Genomic DNA, 17,520 nt, shown 5'->3' on the forward strand with positions numbered 1-17,520 from the left:
GGTTCGCTGTTTGATCCGGAGGGTCAGCCGGGTGTAGGTTTGGGTTACAGTCCGGAGGGGTCGAACTGCCGCTGAACACCAAAGAACTTCAGGGTACGTTCCCCGAGCCCAGGGGCATCGACGTGAATGAGGTAAACCCCGCTGGCGACGGGAATGCCCTTTTGGTTGCGCAGGTCCCACTCCAGGGCGGGCGTGATCTGCCGGAAACCCACCGGCCGGCCATTACCGCGCAGCATTGCCTGCGATTCGTCGCGGTCGTACTGGCGGATGAACTTTCCGTCCAGGGAGTAAATCGTCACCGTAGCCTTGGCGGGCAGGTTCGTGATCTTCACATTGGTCTCGAACTGACTGTCTTCGTAGATGCTGAATCCGTAGTAGGGGTTCGGCACCACGTTGATCATGTCGAGGGCCCGGTTGGTGAGCGCGGCGTCCAGTTCCGTATTGGCCTGCTTCCCATCGATGGTAAAGCGATAGGTAGGATACCCGTTGCTTTCCGGTACGCCTTCGGCATATTCAAAAGCACTGTTGACCCGCAATTTGATGGTCACGTCCTCGGGTATGATGCCGTCGGCGTAAGACTTCAGGTTCACGCCACCCGCCAGCAGCGGAAAGCCCGCCCAGGTAATATCCTGCAGGGCGCGCACCTTGGCGGTGGAGTTCGGACTGTTCCGCGGGAAAAGACGGTTGTACAGGCGCACGCCGCCGTCGTAGGGTTGATCCGTAACGTAGAAATAGTGCTGCCCGCCGGCCGGGAAATCGTAGATGCTCAGGCCGTTGATGGGCGACTTCTCGAAAATGGTATTGGACGGATTAAAGATCATATCATCACCGTTACTCTCGGCCACGAAAACATCCCCGAGGCGGCGCCCGTCGTAGGTGCTGTTCTCCCCCCAGAATATTTCGAGGCGCTGCCCGGTTTCCACGTCCACGGCGTAACCGGGAAACCAGCCCATACCCGTAGCGAACTGCGGGTCGATATCGGTATCCACTGCCGGCAAGCCGTCCGGACCGGCCTCGCGACTCACGCTCGGAGCATCCCGGGTGTCGAACATACGCCGGTCGTCTTCATCCTTCATGCGCTGCCCGCGGTAGGCGGCGTCCTTGTAGAAGTAGCTGCTGGTTTCGATGACCGGGCAGCGGCTCCACAGGGATTTGTCCGAAGTCAGGACGATGTTGACATTATTAAGGTCCTGGAGCGACTGTCCGCGTACCACCCCGTCATTAAGGCGGAATTCAGACAGGTAGACCGGAGAGAGAAAGGGGATTCCCCCATCATTTTCCTGGTGATCGAGCAGGCGGTAGGGCACGATACCGGGAAATATGTCGGATAAGCCACGATCCTTGTCCAGGTCGTAGTACCGATCCTGGAAATCATCCGTTCCGACGTAGTCGAACAGGGCTTGATCGAATTCCACGTTGTTAAATCCGAGGGAAAGGTTATCGGGAATGAAGAGCAACCAGCGGTCGGCCTCCGTGCTGTCGTAATCCAGGGATCCGCCGATAGCGCCGTTGCGTCCAGCCCCGGTGGTTCCGGGTTCAGGAACGTCACCGATGCGCACGGAGAAACCGAATTCACCGATGATCTGCTCGTTGTTCGAGTCGATGGGCCGCTCGCTCACCACCGTCGGTACTCCGCAGTCGTTTAGGCAGCGTAGGGTCCACCGCACTGGTGCGGTTAGGCGGTCGTCACTCATATTGTTGTCCACGAAGGTCAGTTCGTACTCTCCGTCCTTCACGTCCAGCGGGTTGGCGACGAACACGTCGATGGGTCCGGCACCACGGTCGTAGGTGAGCTCCCCATCGAAGGGTTGACCGGCGGCGATGGCCGCCTCGATTTCGGCTACGGTTTCGTCGGTCAAATCCAGGAAGTTGCCGTTGTTGCCTTTACCACTCAGTCGGGTGACGCTGGCCTCGTCGCCGTAATCGGCGCGCAGGTCACGGTCCAGGATCGGGCGCGGAATGGCGGTATAGAAAGCGTTACCCGTCAGCGCGTCGCCGATGTTGCGGCTGGAGGCGATGTACTGGGTGGGCTGCCCGGGACTGTCCGGATCGAAGGGATCGTATTCCTCGTAGTTGTTGTAGGCGTAGGCCACTACCGTGAAGTAGTACCTACGGTGATTGATCAGGCGGGTATCGTTGCCGCTGGCGAAGGCATCCTGGGTGATGCTGATGCTGTGGCGGATGCCCTCGTCCTGTCCCGCCACGCGGAGCTCGGGAACGAAGTAAGTCTGACCAAGAGGATTGCGGTCCTCTTCCTCGGAACTGATGCCCGTCCAGTTGAACAGTCGGGTCACCCCGTTGTCAAGGTCGTAGGTGGCGATTTCCCGCACCCGGTCCGGGTCTCCGATGTCGGCGAGGGTCACGTCGGGACCGGCAAACTGGAAAATGCGGTACCCCTCGAAGCGGTACAGGCTATCGGCTCCGGCGGGGATACCGAGACCTTCTTCCTGGTAGCCCTCCATGAAGTTGTTGCTCACCGGGCTGTTGGAAAAGAGCATCACCACCTCACGGTCGAGCTCCAGCAGGTCTACGTCGGGCGCATCCGGCCCATCGAGCAGGTCAAAGCAGTTATCAAAGAGCGACTGCGCCAGGTCGTCCGCTTGCTGCAGGCGCTGGATGGAGGGGGCGGGGTAGGTTTGGTCCGGCACCCACACCACGCCGATGATGAGTTCGTTCACGGCCCCCGGCTGGAGGGTGAAGGGACCCGAGGCCTGGATGGTACGGCGGTCGCCGAAGGGCAGGTCTTCGGTGGTCATGTTCCAGCCGCGGACGTTCGGCGGGTCCGGGAAGGCGTAGCGAGTGGCCGGTGCACCGCCCTCGTCGTAGCCATCGCCGGCACTTTGCAGTAACGCGCCGTTACGCCAGCGGCCCTGCAGGTAGTTGTAGTACTCTTCGGCAGTGCTTGGGTCCGTGGTGGCGGGGGGAGGCCCGCCCACTCCGGCGTTGTTGTAGTAGACGAAAGAACTCATGCCGAGTTCCCGTTCCCCGATCTGGTTACCGTTGATGTCGTAGATCGGAGCGCGCGGCCCGCGGAAGTAATCCACGCCCAGAATGGGAATTTCGTCGCAGTAGGTTTCCACCCCGCCATCGCAGGTACAGCCCTGCGCACCGTCCAGTTCATCCTCATTGTAGACGTAGGCCAGGGAGCGGGTGGTATCGCTGCCGATATAATCGTCGGTGGCGCAACCTAGGTCGGGATCCACCCACATGGCGAAATAGGTATCCAGAATATCCTCCTGCGCCCGATTGATGAGCTTGTAGCGCTGGAAGGTCATGTTGTTGATATCGTCGGAAGTCGTGTAGGCGAAAGCCTGCACCTGTACTTCCATTTGAATCTGCAGGGGGGTATTCGATTGGCGGTGGGTATTGCCGGCGTCGTTATAGATCCAGAAGGTCATTTCCTCCGGGAACTGGGGGGTTTCCCCACAGCCGCGGATCTCGATGATGGGGTAATCCCCCAGGGTGGGATCGTAAAGGCCGTCGAGGTCCTCATCCCAGAAACCGGCCAGGCCGCCCCCCTCGTTCGGATTCGGGAGCTGGAAACCGTTCACTTCGGCGAAGTAGGGATTGCCCACCGAAGGCCAGCCCAAAATATCCCGAGGAATATCGTCCGGATCCAGGGGCAGGGCATCGTTATCCAGGGCCTGCTGGTAGGCGGTCCGCAACTGACGGATACTTTCCCCCTTGACGGTAAAGAAGCGGTCCCAGCGCTCGCAGGTGTCGCGCTGGATGGTACCCTGCGGCGTGAGGGGCCCGGGATAGTAGTCGAACTGCCCGGAACTGCGCCCGTAATCCTGGGCAGCCACCTTCAGTCCGCCCCCCGGATCGCGGCCGCCCAGCCAGACGGCACCGGCAAAAATGGAACTTACCTCGGGTACGCCGGGAGGGGGTTTGGGCACGATGTACCGCCCGTTGTCGCCGTCCCACCAGACGTCGCCCCCGGTGGTAAGGCGGGCCCGCACGTTGTTGATCTCCATGTCCGTCTGCCGGGTGGCATTGTCGCAGGCTTCCCGGAAATCGATGCGCTCCTGCTCGGAACGCGACGGCCGACTACCCTGCCGATCGCCGGGTCCCTTGGCGGCGGAAACCGGCTGAGGCACTGCCAGTACCGCGGAAAGCAGGACAGCCACTAGGAGGGAGGATAGGCGCATGTTCGGGAAGGTTGTTGGGGTTAGGGCGGTCGGGGTGGGGATCATATACCAAAGCGAATGCCCACGTACATCCGGCGGGGAAGACTGAAAAAATCCGAGTTGAGGACCCGCCACTGGTAGCTGTCCAGGTAGGACTCCACCGGGCGCGTACCGCCGCGCAGGCTTTCCACCTGGTCGCGGCCGAAACTGCTCTGCAAAAAGCCGGGATCGTCCGGTGATCCCGTGGCCGAGTATACGCCGATGATGTTGCGGCGGTCCAGGATGTTGCTTACCCGGAAATACACGTTCACACCCCCGCTTCCGGCCACCTGGAAGTTCTTTTCAATCTGGCCGTTCAGCGTGAAATTCCACGGATTACGGCTGCCGTTGATGGCGCCGCGGGTGCCACTGCCCCCGAGTTCGGAAGGGATGAACGTAGCGGTGTAGGGCCGGCCGGATACCGTTACGCCCTGCAGGTTGATGCCAGAATTATCGAGCCACCGCGGAGTACCGTTGCGGCTGTCGAAGCGGTAGTCGACCACCAGGTTGAAACGGTGGCGCTCGTCAAAACTTAAAGGGAACAGGGTGCGCAGGTTACCGCGGTTGGTCAGACCCCGCTGACTGGTTGAATTTGATCCGGTGCCATCGGCGAATTGCAGGGTGTAGTTAGCATTGACGGTCACGTTGCTCGTCCGTCGCAGGTCGTAGGTAAAGCTGAACCCCTTAACGGTACCGAAATCCTGGTTGTCGTAGGTGGTATACTGGTTCACCAGCGGAACCGGGAAGTAGGTCCGCAACTGGATCATGTCGCGCAACTCCTTGTAGTAAGCCGCCAGGGTAATCGCCGAAGCGTTGCTGAGTTTGGTTTTGAAACCTACCTCGTAGTCGATGGTCCGCTCCGGGCGCAGCGCCGGATTGTTAAATGGAGCATTGGGCGAACCGGGTCGTTCCACGAAGTAGTAGTAATCGAGGGCGGTAGCCAGCGTATTACTTGCAGGTCGTTGCACCAGCACGTCGTAGTGGGCAAAGAAGTTAGCCTCCCCGGAAATGGGAAAAGAGAAGGCCAGGCGGGGCATCAGATTGAACTGCACCTCGTAGTCCTCGAAGGAGGTTGCCGTGGTGAAGTCCTCCGACTTAATGAAGTTGTTAGATTGCTGGGCGGCGGGGTTGGCGTAGCGGGGAAAAACGAGGCCGGTGCGAATACCCTCGATTTCCTGCGGACCGTTCGTGGGCGTACCGTCGGCCCGGAACCAGTTGTCGTTGAAGCGGTAGGCACGCACGTCGGTCCCCCCCTCCTCGGTGGTGTAGACCACGTAGTCGCTGCCGATGTTGCCCGGCCGTTCTCCACCGAAATTGGCATGAAAGTCCTCGGCCCCAATGATCTCATACAGGCTGTACGGGTCCTTGAGCACCTTGGTGTTGGCGTCGTAGCGGTCGGCGCGCACCCCGATCCGGAAGATCATGCTGTTGATGGTAAACTTGTCCTGCAGATAGGCCGAAGCGTAAATGGGCCGGTTCGGGGCAACGGTGAACCTACGGTCGCCCGTGACCGGGTCGATAGCGAAGAAGTCGTCAAAGGTGCCCTCCACCTCATTGCCTAGATAATCGTAGCCGATATAATCCACGAGCTGGGCAAAAGTGAGTTCCTGGGCGCTGAACTGATCCAGGGAAAGCTGGTCGGGCGAAAGCCCGTCGATGTTGACGTACTGATCCAGCGGGATGCCGAGGTCTTCCCGGATGCGGCGATAGAAGGTGCCGGCGTCGGCTTCGATGGTGGGCGCCACCACGTTCGCTGGCCCCTGGTAGCTGAAGAACCCTTCCCCCAGGGAAACATCGATGGTATTGATCACGCGGTTGGCGGTGTCGACGGCATTGAGGTGGCGGTTGATGAGTTGCCGGCCGGCGGTCCATAGTCCGCTCGGACTCAGGCTATACTGGCGGTTGACGCGCTGCTCGTACACCACGCCGAACTGGATGCTGTGCCGGCTCTTGTCCGAATCTCCGGGCACCAGCTCAAAGTTGGCGTTGGCGTTGAAGGTGTAGGTATCGTTGTCCTGACGGAAAAAGGAGTTGTAAACCGTACCCACGTTGGCGTGAAAGCCCCAGCTGTCGCGGTAGAGCGTCTGGGTCCTGCCGTTCACCGAGGCAAAGCGGTCCAGGGTGGGAATGGGAAGGCCTTCCGGGGTAAGCTGCGCAATGCCCAGCACCCCGTAAGTGGCCGTCGTGAAACTCTGGTCGCCACCGTAGCCGAGGAAGTTGTTGTAGTTGGACAAGATGGGGTTGGCCGAGGTAGTGGGGTCGAAACGCCGCAATACCTCGCGGTAATCGGCCTGGAATGCCCCGATCGGGGAACCGGTTTCGTCGAGCTCAAGTCCGAACACCGGGATATAGTCGATGTCAAAGCGCCCTACGTAACCGTAATCGAAGAAGCGATCCTGGTGCACGGGGTCCGCCACACTGAACTGGTTGTTCTCGACGCCCAGCAGGAGGGTATAACTGGCGTTCTGGACCACGCTGGTATTGTTCCCGCGCTCGCCGGCCACACCTGAGCCGCCCAGGCGGTGGCGGAAGCGGAAGTTGCCCCGATAGTCGGCCCTTTCGGAGGTAGGATTCCGCGAGGCGTTATACGTGCGCCAGGTATTGCCGAAAGACTCGCTGGGCGTGAATTGGTCGTTGAAGTTGCCGTAGTACCCAGACAACGAAACATCGATGGCGTCGCTCAGGCGCGCGTCCAGCTTGCCGTTCAGGTTGAGGTTGGCGGCGGACTCGAAGGGGCGGGTCCGAAGGGCATCCACGTCCTTGTCGGTGAGGAAATCAGCGGCCACGAAGGGTAGTCCGCCGCGCAGGATGACCGGATTGGCCTCCAGATCAGCGATAATGTCCTCCCGGGCGCGATAGACTGGTACGGCACTGGGATCGTCGTCCCGCTGGTAGGTATACCGACCGCTCAGTCGGAAGCCCAGAATGGCCCGGTCGGTACCGCGCTTGATGAGCGGTCCGGATACAGCCACGCCCACCAGACTGTTGCCGTAGTTGTCCAGTCCCTCACTGGTCTCCGCCTCGGCGTTTACATTGAATTCGGTACTGGGCCCCTTGGTGGTCACCGAGATGATGCCCCCGGTCACGTCGCCATAGCGCGCTTCCAGGCCACCGGTGATTACCTGCAGTTGTTCGATTTCGGATTCGGGAAGCAGGCTCCCGCGCACGCGCACGCCATCCACGTAGTAGTCGGTGGCATTTGACCGCGACCCACGGATGGTGATGGCAGAACCCTCGTCGGCGGAGGCGGCCCCGGCCGTGATCGAGGCCAGTTGGTTGATGTTCCGGGTGGGCAGGCGCTGGATCTCGCTGGCGGTGATCGTCTGTCCGGAGGTGGTATTGTCCACCTCGATCAGGGGTACCTCGTAATCGGTGACCACTACTACTTCCAAGTTGACGCCGCCCTCATTGCTCACTTCAACGTCGGCCGTGTTGGTGCGTCCGGGCAGGACTGGAATCCCGGCCAGCTTGGTCGGTGGATATCCTGTATAGTTGACCTCGATGTCGTAGGTGCCGGGGTCGATGTTGGAAAAGAAGTAGTTGCCGCTCAGGTCCGTCGTAGTACCCTGAAAGAAACTTCCGTCCTTGAACAGGGAAACGGCCGCAAAGGCCAGCGGCTCCCCTCCCCCACCGGTATCCGTCACTTTCCCCGACAATGCGGTTTGGGCAGTGGCGACCAGCGCGAACAGCAGGAAGCAGGTGAGGAGTAAGGGTCTTTTCATATACTAGCGTTTGCCGGGGCGGACGGCCGCGTCGCAACGGTCTCCACAAAAGTGCAAAACTGCCGGCGAATATTCGTTAAGCGTAAGGACCGGGTACCACGAACGACAAATTTTGCCCCCGGCCCGCCCGGCACCCGCCCCCAAGCCATTATCAATATCGTGTGAAGCTCCCTTCCACCCGGCAGTGCAGTCTCGCAACACTGGCGCAACACGATGTTCAGATTTAGACTGCGAACGAAAACGGTCACGCCAATTTGCAATCAATTTTAAATTAATCGGTTATGCATTAAACTTTTTCCGTATGTGTGGTGTTATATTAGTGTATTTTGATTTGAAAACAAGCGGACATATCAGGGAGCAACTGCCCTGGGTACCGCAACTAAAAACATGACCATAATGAGAAACCTTATTCTTTCCTCTACTTCCATCACCGGAACCAACGTAACCAACACTAAAGGCGAAAGCCTCGGAGAAATTAAAGACCTGATGATCGATACCGAAAACGGTACCGTGAATTACGCTGTACTCTCCTTCGGCGGCTTCCTGGGCCTTGGCGACAAATACTTTGCCATCCCGTTCGAAGCCTTCACCATCAATACCGTCACGGAGAAGTTCGTGCTCAATGTATCGAAGGATCGCCTGGAGAATGCACCCGGATTTGACAAGAACAACTGGCCCAAGTCCAGTGATCACCAATACTGGGATAGCCTCCACAAGCACTACGGCGTAGAGCGTCGCTCCTACGCACGAGAAACACAGATGGCCTGATTAGACCTTCTGTAGAACAGACACTATAAACCCTGTAAGCCCGCAACAGCCCCGCGCTGTGGTGGGCTTTTTTTTTATTTGACCCGCTTGCCGTGCTTCATTACGAAGTCGACTCCCTGCAGCAGGTCGATGTGGCGCAGTACATCCCCCTCCACGGCGATGATGTCGGCGTATTTACCTTCCGATACCGTACCGTAGTCCGCATCCACGCCCATCATTTTGGCGGGCCAGTAGGTAGCGGCCTTGATGGTATAAATGGCCGGAAAGTCAAATTCATTCGTCCACACGTCCAGCTCGTTCCAGGTGCTCTGGCAGTGGAACTTCATCGGGATGCCCGAGTCGGTACCAACCATTAGCACTACCCCGGCATCCTTGAGCTGATTGACCTTGCGTTCCAGCGTGGGCTGGCGGATGGGGGTCAACTGGAAGTAAGGCAATTGACCGGGGTGCTGCAAACTTGCCTCGATGTCGGCAATGATTTCCGGGGTGAGCCCCTCGTGCCAGCAGTCGCTGTCGAGTTTCTCGGGGTTGTCGCGTGTGTACTCATAGTTGTACAGCCCTTCGACGGTGGGGGTCCAGTACAGGGGACCCAGGTTCATCTGGGCGGTGCGCTCCCGGATCATTTCCATTACGTCCTCGGGGTACTCCGGCGCGGAGCTCAGGCCGGTATGCTCAAAGCAGTCTACTCCCGCTTCGAGACCGAGCCGGATCTCCTCCGGCCGGTGAGCGTGAGCAACTACCGGTAAGCCCCGAAGGTGGGCTTCGTCCACCAGCGCCATAAATGCATCCCGCGGGATCTGGTCCTGGTCCACGACCTTGATGCAGTCCACCCCAGCGTCGGCCAGTTCGCGCACCTTGCTGCGGGCCTCGGCTACCGTCTGTATGCCCCAGCGGAAGGCTTCGGTACCCGGATAGGGCTGCGCCTGCAGGAACGGCCCGCTCATGTACATGGTGGGGCCCTCGAGTTCTCCGGCGTTGATGCGGTCGCGCACGCTGAGGCTTTCCTCCAGAGGGCCGCCCAGGTCACGCGCACTGGTCACCCCGGCCATGAGCAACTGCCGGGCACCGGCGGGCATGATGATCTCGGCCAGTTGCGGGGGGTACACGGTATCCCAGTGAGCGTAGTCGGAGTGACCGTTGATCATCAGGTGCACGTGCATATCCCACAGTCCGGGCAGCACGCTCATCCCCTCGGTAGAGATCACCTCGGCACCTTCCGGCACCTCCAGTTGGCCTTCGGTACCGACGGCCTTGATCCGGTCGCCCTCCACCAGGATGACGCTGTTGTAGATGGGCGTACCGCCGAATCCGTCGATCAGGGTGCCGCCCACGAGGGCTTTTACCGTTTGGGCGCGGACGCAGGTGCAAAGGAAACAGGCAACAGCCAGGGTAAGTAGGTAGCGCATGGGCACGATTCGCAGGTTAAGGATACACGCGGTGGTTTCCGCGCGGCAACGAACATACTCATTGCGCCGGAAAGCAAATAGAATAGCCATCGTACCGGTCCGATAATCAACAACCAATTGTGCGGGAATCCGTTACACCACAAAGCCAACGCCATGTTCGGATTATTCAAAAAGGACCCCGTCAAGAAGCTCGAAAAAGAGTACACCCAACTCCTCGAGGAAGCTATGCAACTGCAGCGTGGCGGCGACATCAAGGGGTACGCCGCCAAATCGGCCGAGGCCGAGAAGGTGATGGATCAGATCGTGGCGCTGCGGGACAAAAAACCCGAATAGTTCCGCCTTGGCCCACCACAAACAACACCTGCCCGTCAAGACCTGCGCCGTCTGCGGTCGGCCATTCACGTGGCGCAAGAAGTGGGAACGGGTCTGGCCATCGGTACGCTACTGTTCCGAGCGATGCCGCCGGCAGCGGAACACTGTCCGGGACAGCAACGAGTAAACTATGTACGAGCGCCCACACGAAATCGAGCGTCCCATCGACGACAGCCAGGACAACTTTGCGTTTCACCCCAAGAACATCTACCTGTCGCTGCTGCTCTTCAGCCTCATTATGCTCTTTCTGGCGCTGACGGCCGCCTTCGTTTATACGCGCGTCCAGAGCGACCTCCCGCCCATCCGCCTTCCCTTGCTGTTTCTCGCCAATACCCTGATCCTGTTGGGGAGCAGCTATACCATGGTGAGCGCCAAGCGTGCCTATCTCGCCGACGACACCGAGCGCTACCAGCGGATGCTGTGGTACACCCTCTACCTGTCGCTCTTCTTCATGGTCATGCAGGCCCTGGCCTGGTACCAGCTCTTTAGTCAGCAGATTTACGTCAACAGTGATAACTCGGCCGGCTACCTGTACGTCATTTCCGCCCTTCACTTCGCGCACGTTATTGGTGGACTTCCCTTCCTGGGCATTTTTCTCTACCGGGCCCGAAAGTATATGCGCGAACCAGTCAGCGTGCTGGTATACTTCAGCGATCCGGATAAGCGGTTGAATCTCCGCTTGTTAACGATCTACTGGCACTTTCTCGATGCGCTGTGGATTTACCTCGTGGTCTTCTTTTTGATCAACCAGTTACTCTGGGAGATGCTGTAGACTTATGTAATAGAACACTTTTATTACATAAAATAAAAAGTGTTACCGCATATAATATCCCCGATTTGGGCAAAAATGCAATGACCTGATTATCAGTAGATTGTATTTTTGGCACGGTTGTTGATAACTACCAGTGCGATAAGTTGTCGGAAACTACCGACGTGTAAGATACACCTTCACTTTCTTTGATGGCTACATTATGACACATTGAACGACACAACATTTGCAAGCCCTTGAACCCTTTTGAAGCATCCAACGACACCTCGTTGGATGCTTTTTTTTATTTGGCTTCGCCGCTCCACCGCAGGTAGGCTTTCAGAAAATCCTCGATATCACCGTTGAGTACGGCATCGGTCTGGCTGGTTTGCCAGTTCGTGCGGTGGTCCTTCACCCTGCGGTCGTCGAGGACATAACTCCGGATCTGGCTGCCCCATTCGTTAGAGGTCTTACCGGCTTCGATCTCGTCTTTGGCAACACGCTGCGCTTCCAATTCCCGCTCGTACAGTCGGCTGCGGAGCATATTTAGTGCGCGTTCCCGGTTTTGGTGCTGGCTCCGCTCCTCCTGGCACTCCACCACGATGCCGGTGGGTTCGTGGGTGACCCGTACGGCGGATTCCGTTTTGTTGACGTGCTGCCCGCCAGCGCCGGAAGCCCGGAAGGTGTCCCACCGAATGTCAGCCGGATTGATCTCCACTTCGATGCTGTCGTCGACCCGGGGGTGGACGAACACGGAGGCGAAACTGGTCTGCCGTTTGCCCTGGGCGTTGAAGGGGGAGATGCGAACCAAGCGGTGAACGCCATTTTCGCCCTTCATCATGCCATAGGCAAACTCGCCGATAATCTCCAGGGTGGCGGATTTGATGCCCGCCACGTCGCCCGGTGTCTCGCTGGCCAGACTGACCTTGTAATTGGCGTATTTCTCGGCGTACATGGTGTACATCCGCATCAGCATCTCGGCCCAGTCGTTGCTTTCGGTGCCGCCGGCGCCGGCGTTGATCTCCAGGATGCAGCCCAGTTCGTCTTCCGGCCGGTTGAGGGTAGCGCGGAATTCGGCGTCGTCGAGGACGGCCACGGTTTCCGCGTACTTGTGATCTACCTCTTCTTCGGTGCCCTCTCCTTCGCGCAGAAACTCCTGCAGGATTTCCAACTCATCTACCCGGTCGGCCACCTTCCGGTACTGGGCTACCCAGTTTTTGTGGCTTTGCAGCTCCTTCATCACCGCTTCGGCCTGCTTGGAGTCGTTCCAGAAGCTGGGGTCCAGGCTGCGCTGGGTGAGGTCTTCGATCTTGAAGTTCCGCGTTTCCACATCGAGGTAACCCCGCAGGAGGGCAAGGCGAGACTGCAGCTCTTTGAGTTGATCGTTGGTCATGGCGGTGGCGGACGTCTAAGGGAGGGTAGGTGGCGGGCGCAAGGAAGCCCGGCCCGCGCTAGGCAGACCGGGCTTCCGGTTTCCGAAGAAAGGGACTTACTTGTCCTTCATGTAATCGTCCAGCTTGTCCTTGTGGATCATCACCTCCTTGTAGGAGTAGCTGCCGGTTTCGGGATTCTTGATGGACTGGACTACCTTGACGAAGTCGCGGCCGCTGCCGGCGTTGGCAGCGCGCTTACCTACGCGGGAGTTCTTTGATACCTTAGCCATAGTTGGTGTTTATTTTAATCAACAAACGACCCCGCAGGGCGGCTGGTTGAACGGATTATTACTTGATTTCCCGGTGCACCGTCATGCGGCGCAGGTTGGGATTGTACTTTTTGAGCTCGAGGCGGCCCGGAGAGTTCTTCCGGTTCTTTTGGGTAACGTAGCGGCTGGTGCCGGGTACGCTGGTCTCCTTCTGCTCGGTGCACTCCAGAATGATCTGGTTGCGGTTGCCTTTACTTTTCTTAGCCATGGTGGATGTGGATTAGAGCTTTACGCCGGTTTCTATTCCCTTGTTTTCCAACTTCTTAACGTAAGCGTAGACACCGAGTTTATTGATGGTACGCATAGCGCTGGTGGAAACCCGCAGGGTCACGAACTTGTCGAGCTCGGGAACGAAGAAGCGTTTCTTCTGGATATTGGGCACGAAACGACGCTTGGTCTTCCGGTTAGAGTGGGAGACGTTGTTGCCGCTGATCGGCTTCTTTCCCGTGAGTTTGCAAACTTTAGACATTGCGGTATGGCGTTGCTGTCAGAAAAACCCGCACCTGTGGGGTGGGGAAAAAAAAAGCAGACCGCAGCCTGCTCAAAATGTGATGGTGACCGCGTCAGGATTCGAACCTGAAACCTCTTGATTCGTAGTCAAGTGCTCTATCCAGTTGAGCTACGCAGCCAGCTGCCCCTTTTCGAAGCGGTCGCAAAGGTAAGAACACTTTTTAATTGTGGCAAGTGTAGGTCAAATAATTTTGTCCGATCACGTTGGCTATTTTCGTTCCTCAAGGTACCACGCCAATAGTCCGCCCACCGCATCGATGCCCGTGTGCAGCAGGATCAGCGGCCAAAGGCTTCCAGTGCGGTAAAAGAAGAAGCCGAAGAGCAGGGCCATGGCCACGATCTTCACCACCGCCTGGGTGCCCTGGTAAAAGTGAGCTACCCCGAAGGAAAAGGCCGGAAAGAGGAGAGTAACGGCCACGGCCCAGGGATCGGTTCCGAGTACCTCCTGCAGGTAGGTGATCATGAAGCCGCGGTAGACGATCTCCTCCCCCACCCCGGCACACAGGCACAGGAAAAGGAAATTCAGGTATTGCGATCCGTTGGCGGGCAAAAACCCCAGTTCCCGGAACCGGAGGTGGGTTTCCCGCTGCCGCTCCGCACTGCCAGCCTCCGCATAGAGATCCAGGCCGTACAGCAAAAGGAATGCCAGCAGAATACCGACGGCCACCGGGTCGTAAGGATGGGCACCCCACCCCAGCCCCAGCTCCGTTAAGGGCCGGCCGGCAAAGTGCCACACTACCAGTACCGCTACCGCCAGGCTCAACAACAACATACCGTTGGCGTAATACATCCGCACCTTGAGGTCGGCCGGCCAGGAGCGGGCCTGCCCATCCGACCGCCGGCGCGCGGTGAAGAACAGTACGCCGGGCAGGAGCACGCCGAGCAGCAGGAAGAGTAGGTCGAGGGCGAAAGACACGGCGCAAAATACGTACCCGGCCTACCTTTACTGCCTTTTGCGCCCCCCTAAAGCGTATCCCGCCTTGCAGTCCGCCGTCTTGTTCAATTTCTTTGCCTTTCGCACCGGGGTATGGCTCCCGAAAGCCTACTTCGTGGGCCTGGACGCCAACGGCCGGCCCCGGGTAGTGCACCAGACCGCCACACCGGAACTGCTCGCCACCTATAGCGTTGCTCCGGACCCGCCACTCCTGCGCGCACTGCACCTGACGGCCGAACTCCGCGAAAGGGCCATCGCCGAACACCACCGCAGGGGCAGCAAGTCGCGCCCCACCCTCGCCGGCCTGGTGGCCCCGCAAGCCAGGGAAAGACCCGACGTGCTGCGCTACATCCACGCCCGCACCGCGGAACTGCTCGAGATCTGCCGGTGCCACGGATACGGCATTACGGTAAACCTGGATACCCGCGCCGCGCCGCCCGCCTACATGGTACACCCTGATGATACCCTCTGGATGCCCCGACTGTCCTTCCGGCTGACGGACGATGGCCTGGAATACCGGCTGCGGCTGCTGGCACCCAATGGGACCGTCCACCTGGTCCGGCACCTGGATCCCCGCATTATTACCAACCGCCCCGCCCCGGGCTGGGTACTGTCTGGCCGGCGGCTGTTGCGGATCGCCGGCATGCACGGCAACGGACTGCGCCCCTTCCTGACCCGCGATGCGGTCCATATTCCCTCCAAGGAGGTTGGGAAGTATATCCGTGAATTCATGACCCGCGCCGCCCGCCGTCACTCCCTGGAGGTGGAGGGAATGGCGTACGAAGAACTCGACCGGCCGAGGGGCCTGCACATGACGGCGGTGCCCCACCCATTTGACGGGTACTACCTGCTGCACGTCGGTATATACTACTCCGATTATTGCTTCCCGCTGGGGGATCCGGAGTCGCTGGCCGTAGACTTTCGTGACCGACCCCCTTTCCGCTTGCGGCGGATTCTCCGGGACCCGTGTGCGGAGGCGGAACTTCTGCGTCCTCTGTACGAACTGGGCCTCGAAGAGGTTGGGGAAGGCCGGGCACTGAGTTGCCGTCCGGAACCGGGAGAGTATGAGAACGTCGACTGGCTGCTGCAGCACCGGAAAAGTCTGCTGGAACGCGGGGTAGAGGTCACGCTGCCCGAAGTGGAGGGCCGAACCTTTTCTCCGGGCCGGGGGCAGCTGGAAATCAGCGCTACGGCCGGTGGTGATTGGCTGGACGTGCGCGGCGAAGTGATGGCCGACGGTCACGCCATCCCGTTCGTCAAACTCGTGAAAAACCTGCAGCGGGGGGAACGCAAATACCCGCTGCCCGACGGCACCTGGTTCCTGATCCCGGAAGACTGGTTCGCCCGCTACGGTCCGGGCTTGTCTTTTGCACGCCTGGAAAGCGGATCGGTAAAGCTTAAACGCAGCCATGCGCCTTTGCTCTCGGCTATGGGACTGGAGCCGGACGCGCTGCCAGCCGCAGGGGAAACACCCGACGATTTCGTGCTGCCGACGGGCCTCCGGGCAGTCTTGCGCCCGTACCAACTGGAGGGTGTCCGGTGGCTGGTGCGGCACTACCACCAGCGGCTGGGTGCCTGCCTGGCCGACGATATGGGGCTGGGGAAGACCCTGCAGACCATCGCCACCCTGCTGTACGCCAAGGAACGGGTGGAAGCGGTAGATTCAGCACCCGCCCCGGCACCGGACCTCTTCAGCGGACCGGCGGATGACGAGGAATTCCTGCGCCCCCTGCGCGCCCTCGTCGTACTACCGGCCTCGCTGGTGTACAACTGGAGCAACGAACTGGAAAAATTTGCGCCGAGTCTGACCGTCCTGGCCCACGTAGGCACGAAACGGAGTCGTGACCCGCGGATACTGCGGCGGTACGACGTGCTGCTGACCACCTACCAGACGGCCCAGCGCGACGCCTCCCTGCTGGGGGAGCTTGATCTGGAGTACATCATCCTTGACGAAAGCCAGCAGATCAAAAACCGCAAGAGCAAAGTATTCCGGGCCCTGAATGGGCTGCCGGCCCGTCACCGGATCAGTCTGTCGGGAACACCGATCGAGAATTCGCTTTCGGACCTGTGGTCACAGATGCAGTTTATAAATCCCGGCCTCTTGCGGAGTTTCGCCTTTTTCCGGCGGTCATTCATTCAGCCCATTGAGCAGCACGACGACGAGGCCAAGAAGGAGCAACTGCGGGAACTGGTGGCACCGTATCTCCTCCGGCGCACCAAGGACGAAGTTGCCCCCGAGCTTCCGGAGCTGGAAACCCAGGTGTTCTACTGCGAGATGACGCCGGCCCAGGCCGCGGCCTACGAACGCGAACGTTCGGCCGCCCGCAACGCTCTGCTGGGCCTGCCCACGGACACCGGCGGCGGGGACTACAAGTTACGGGTGATCCAGGCCCTCACCCGTCTGCGACAGATCGCCAACCACCCCCGCATCGCCGATGCGGATTACGGAAAGGGCAGCGGAAAATTTACCGAGGTGGCCGGGCAGATGGACACCATCCGACGGGCGGGCCACAAGGTGCTCGTCTTCAGCAGTATGGTCCGCCACCTGCACCTCTACCGCGCGCAACTGGAAGCGGACGGACAGCCCTACGCGTGGATTACGGGAGACGTACCCACCGATAAGCGGGCCCGGGAGGTACAGCGGTTCCAGGAGGACCCCGCCGTCCGGACCTTCTTCATCAGTCTGCGCGCCGGCGGTACGGGACTGAACCTGACGGCGGCGGACTACGTGTTCCTGCTCGACCCCTGGTGGAACCCCACAGTTGAGGACCAGGCCATCGCCCGGGCCCACCGGATTGGGCGGCAGGGCAATGTGTTTGCCCGCAAATTCCTCACGCAAGGTACCCTGGAGGAGAAGATATTCCGCCTTCAGCAGCGCAAGAAGCGACTGGCTACGGAGATCATCGGCGGGAGCGAGGGGCTGCAGCTCGACCCCGGCGAGATCGACTACCTGCTGGGGTGACGATCGGGCACCGCGCACGGGCTTCCCTTGACCCATTGCCGGTAATTCCTACCTTGTGGGGATGAACCCCAACCGTGCGCCCGTGGACGAAGAACTGGAGATCGACGATCCGCCGATCCTGGGAAACTGGAGGAATATGTACCTGGTGGTCCTGATCCTTCACGTGCTACTCATAATTGCCTTCTACCTCATCTCACGTACCTACACGTACTAGGTCCGCGCGATTC

Annotated in this window: 14 protein-coding genes and 1 tRNA gene; 6 read left to right on the forward strand and 9 right to left on the reverse strand. The window is 59.6% G+C overall.

What is annotated here, in order from left to right; genetic code table 11:
* Positions 1-44 precede the first annotated feature (44 nt).
* On the reverse strand, positions 45-4,151 hold the full coding sequence (locus tag E4021_RS05205) for a hypothetical protein (protein ID WP_136457007.1): 4,107 nt from the start codon (positions 4,149-4,151) through the stop codon (positions 45-47).
* Positions 4,152-4,192: 41 nt separating this feature from the next.
* Positions 4,193-7,891, reverse strand: coding sequence for a TonB-dependent receptor (locus E4021_RS05210; RefSeq protein WP_136457009.1), 3,699 nt, complete (start codon positions 7,889-7,891; stop codon positions 4,193-4,195).
* A 396-nt stretch (positions 7,892-8,287) separates the two neighbouring features.
* Between E4021_RS05210 and E4021_RS05215 the strand changes: the two genes are divergently transcribed.
* The gene (locus tag E4021_RS05215) at positions 8,288-8,659 is read left to right on the forward strand and encodes a PRC-barrel domain-containing protein (protein WP_136457011.1); all 372 of its coding nucleotides are present in this window, start codon (positions 8,288-8,290) and stop codon (positions 8,657-8,659) included.
* A 74-nt stretch (positions 8,660-8,733) separates the two neighbouring features.
* Here E4021_RS05215 and E4021_RS05220 read toward each other — a convergent pair whose 3' ends face one another.
* A complete protein-coding gene (locus E4021_RS05220; protein ID WP_136457013.1) occupies positions 8,734-10,065 on the reverse strand; it encodes an amidohydrolase family protein in 1,332 nt (443 codons plus the stop codon).
* A 153-nt stretch (positions 10,066-10,218) separates the two neighbouring features.
* Between E4021_RS05220 and E4021_RS05225 the strand changes: the two genes are divergently transcribed.
* Genes E4021_RS05225 through E4021_RS05235 form a run of 3 tightly spaced genes read left to right on the forward strand, consistent with a single transcriptional unit; the run spans position 10,219 to position 11,209 of the window.
* Positions 10,219-10,398 carry a DUF6435 family protein gene (locus E4021_RS05225; RefSeq protein ID WP_136457015.1) on the forward strand — a complete coding sequence of 60 codons (180 nt, stop codon included), beginning with the start codon at positions 10,219-10,221 and terminating at the stop codon, positions 10,396-10,398.
* A gap of 7 nt (positions 10,399-10,405) precedes the next feature.
* A complete protein-coding gene (locus tag E4021_RS05230) occupies positions 10,406-10,564 on the forward strand; it encodes a DUF2256 domain-containing protein (RefSeq protein ID WP_136457017.1) in 159 nt (52 codons plus the stop codon).
* A gap of 3 nt (positions 10,565-10,567) precedes the next feature.
* Positions 10,568-11,209, forward strand: coding sequence for a cytochrome c oxidase subunit 3 (locus E4021_RS05235; protein ID WP_136457019.1), 642 nt, complete (start codon positions 10,568-10,570; stop codon positions 11,207-11,209).
* Positions 11,210-11,489: 280 nt separating this feature from the next.
* Here the strand turns inward: E4021_RS05235 and prfB are convergent, their stop codons facing one another.
* The 6 genes from prfB to E4021_RS05265 all read right to left on the reverse strand — a co-directional run bounded on the left by prfB (position 11,490) and on the right by E4021_RS05265 (position 14,313).
* Complete coding sequence (prfB, locus tag E4021_RS05240; protein WP_136457021.1) at positions 11,490-12,578, reverse strand: peptide chain release factor 2; 1,089 nt, start codon at positions 12,576-12,578, stop codon at positions 11,490-11,492.
* 96 nt (positions 12,579-12,674) lie between these two features.
* A complete protein-coding gene (locus E4021_RS05245) occupies positions 12,675-12,848 on the reverse strand; it encodes a DUF4295 family protein (protein ID WP_136457023.1) in 174 nt (57 codons plus the stop codon).
* Between the two features lie 58 nt (positions 12,849-12,906).
* A complete protein-coding gene (gene rpmG / locus E4021_RS05250; protein ID WP_136457025.1) occupies positions 12,907-13,095 on the reverse strand; it encodes a 50S ribosomal protein L33 in 189 nt (62 codons plus the stop codon).
* A 12-nt stretch (positions 13,096-13,107) separates the two neighbouring features.
* The gene (gene rpmB / locus E4021_RS05255) at positions 13,108-13,356 is read right to left on the reverse strand and encodes a 50S ribosomal protein L28 (protein ID WP_099105017.1); all 249 of its coding nucleotides are present in this window, start codon (positions 13,354-13,356) and stop codon (positions 13,108-13,110) included.
* An 83-nt stretch (positions 13,357-13,439) separates the two neighbouring features.
* Positions 13,440-13,516 (reverse strand) — tRNA-Arg (locus tag E4021_RS05260).
* Positions 13,517-13,605: 89 nt separating this feature from the next.
* Entirely contained in the window at positions 13,606-14,313 is a 708-nt protein-coding gene (locus tag E4021_RS05265; protein WP_136457027.1) for a CPBP family intramembrane glutamic endopeptidase, read from the reverse strand.
* Between the two features lie 37 nt (positions 14,314-14,350).
* Between E4021_RS05265 and E4021_RS05270 the strand changes: the two genes are divergently transcribed.
* Both E4021_RS05270 and E4021_RS18015 read left to right on the forward strand, forming a co-directional pair.
* Entirely contained in the window at positions 14,351-17,293 is a 2,943-nt protein-coding gene (locus E4021_RS05270; protein ID WP_136457029.1) for a DEAD/DEAH box helicase, read from the forward strand.
* Between the two features lie 61 nt (positions 17,294-17,354).
* Positions 17,355-17,507: a hypothetical protein gene (locus E4021_RS18015; protein WP_168797471.1), complete on the forward strand. Its 153-nt coding sequence runs from the start codon at positions 17,355-17,357 to the stop codon at positions 17,505-17,507.
* Positions 17,508-17,520: the final 13 nt, after the last annotated feature.

The organism is Neolewinella litorea (assembly GCF_004803465.1).
GTDB classification, from domain to species: Bacteria; Bacteroidota; Bacteroidia; order Chitinophagales; family Saprospiraceae; genus Neolewinella; species Neolewinella litorea.

Bases quoted from the DNA above. Each gene is read 5' to 3' on its own strand.
- E4021_RS05210 (WP_136457009.1), bottom strand. From the start codon at position 7,891: ATGAAAAGACCCTTACTCCTCACCTGCTTCCTGCTGTTCGCGCTGGTC.
- rpmG (WP_136457025.1), bottom strand. From the start codon at position 13,095: ATGGCTAAGAAAAGTAAAGGCAACCGCAACCAGATCATTCTGGAGTGC.
- E4021_RS05235 (WP_136457019.1), top strand. From the start codon at position 10,568: ATGTACGAGCGCCCACACGAAATCGAGCGTCCCATCGACGACAGCCAG.
- E4021_RS05245 (WP_136457023.1), bottom strand. From the start codon at position 12,848: ATGGCTAAGGTATCAAAGAACTCCCGCGTAGGTAAGCGCGCTGCCAAC.
- E4021_RS05220 (WP_136457013.1), bottom strand. From the start codon at position 10,065: ATGCGCTACCTACTTACCCTGGCTGTTGCCTGTTTCCTTTGCACCTGC.
- E4021_RS18015 (WP_168797471.1), top strand. From the start codon at position 17,355: ATGAACCCCAACCGTGCGCCCGTGGACGAAGAACTGGAGATCGACGAT.
- rpmB (WP_099105017.1), bottom strand. From the start codon at position 13,356: ATGTCTAAAGTTTGCAAACTCACGGGAAAGAAGCCGATCAGCGGCAAC.
- E4021_RS05205 (WP_136457007.1), bottom strand. From the start codon at position 4,151: ATGCGCCTATCCTCCCTCCTAGTGGCTGTCCTGCTTTCCGCGGTACTG.
- E4021_RS05225 (WP_136457015.1), top strand. From the start codon at position 10,219: ATGTTCGGATTATTCAAAAAGGACCCCGTCAAGAAGCTCGAAAAAGAG.
- E4021_RS05215 (WP_136457011.1), top strand. From the start codon at position 8,288: ATGAGAAACCTTATTCTTTCCTCTACTTCCATCACCGGAACCAACGTA.
- prfB (WP_136457021.1), bottom strand. From the start codon at position 12,578: ATGACCAACGATCAACTCAAAGAGCTGCAGTCTCGCCTTGCCCTCCTG.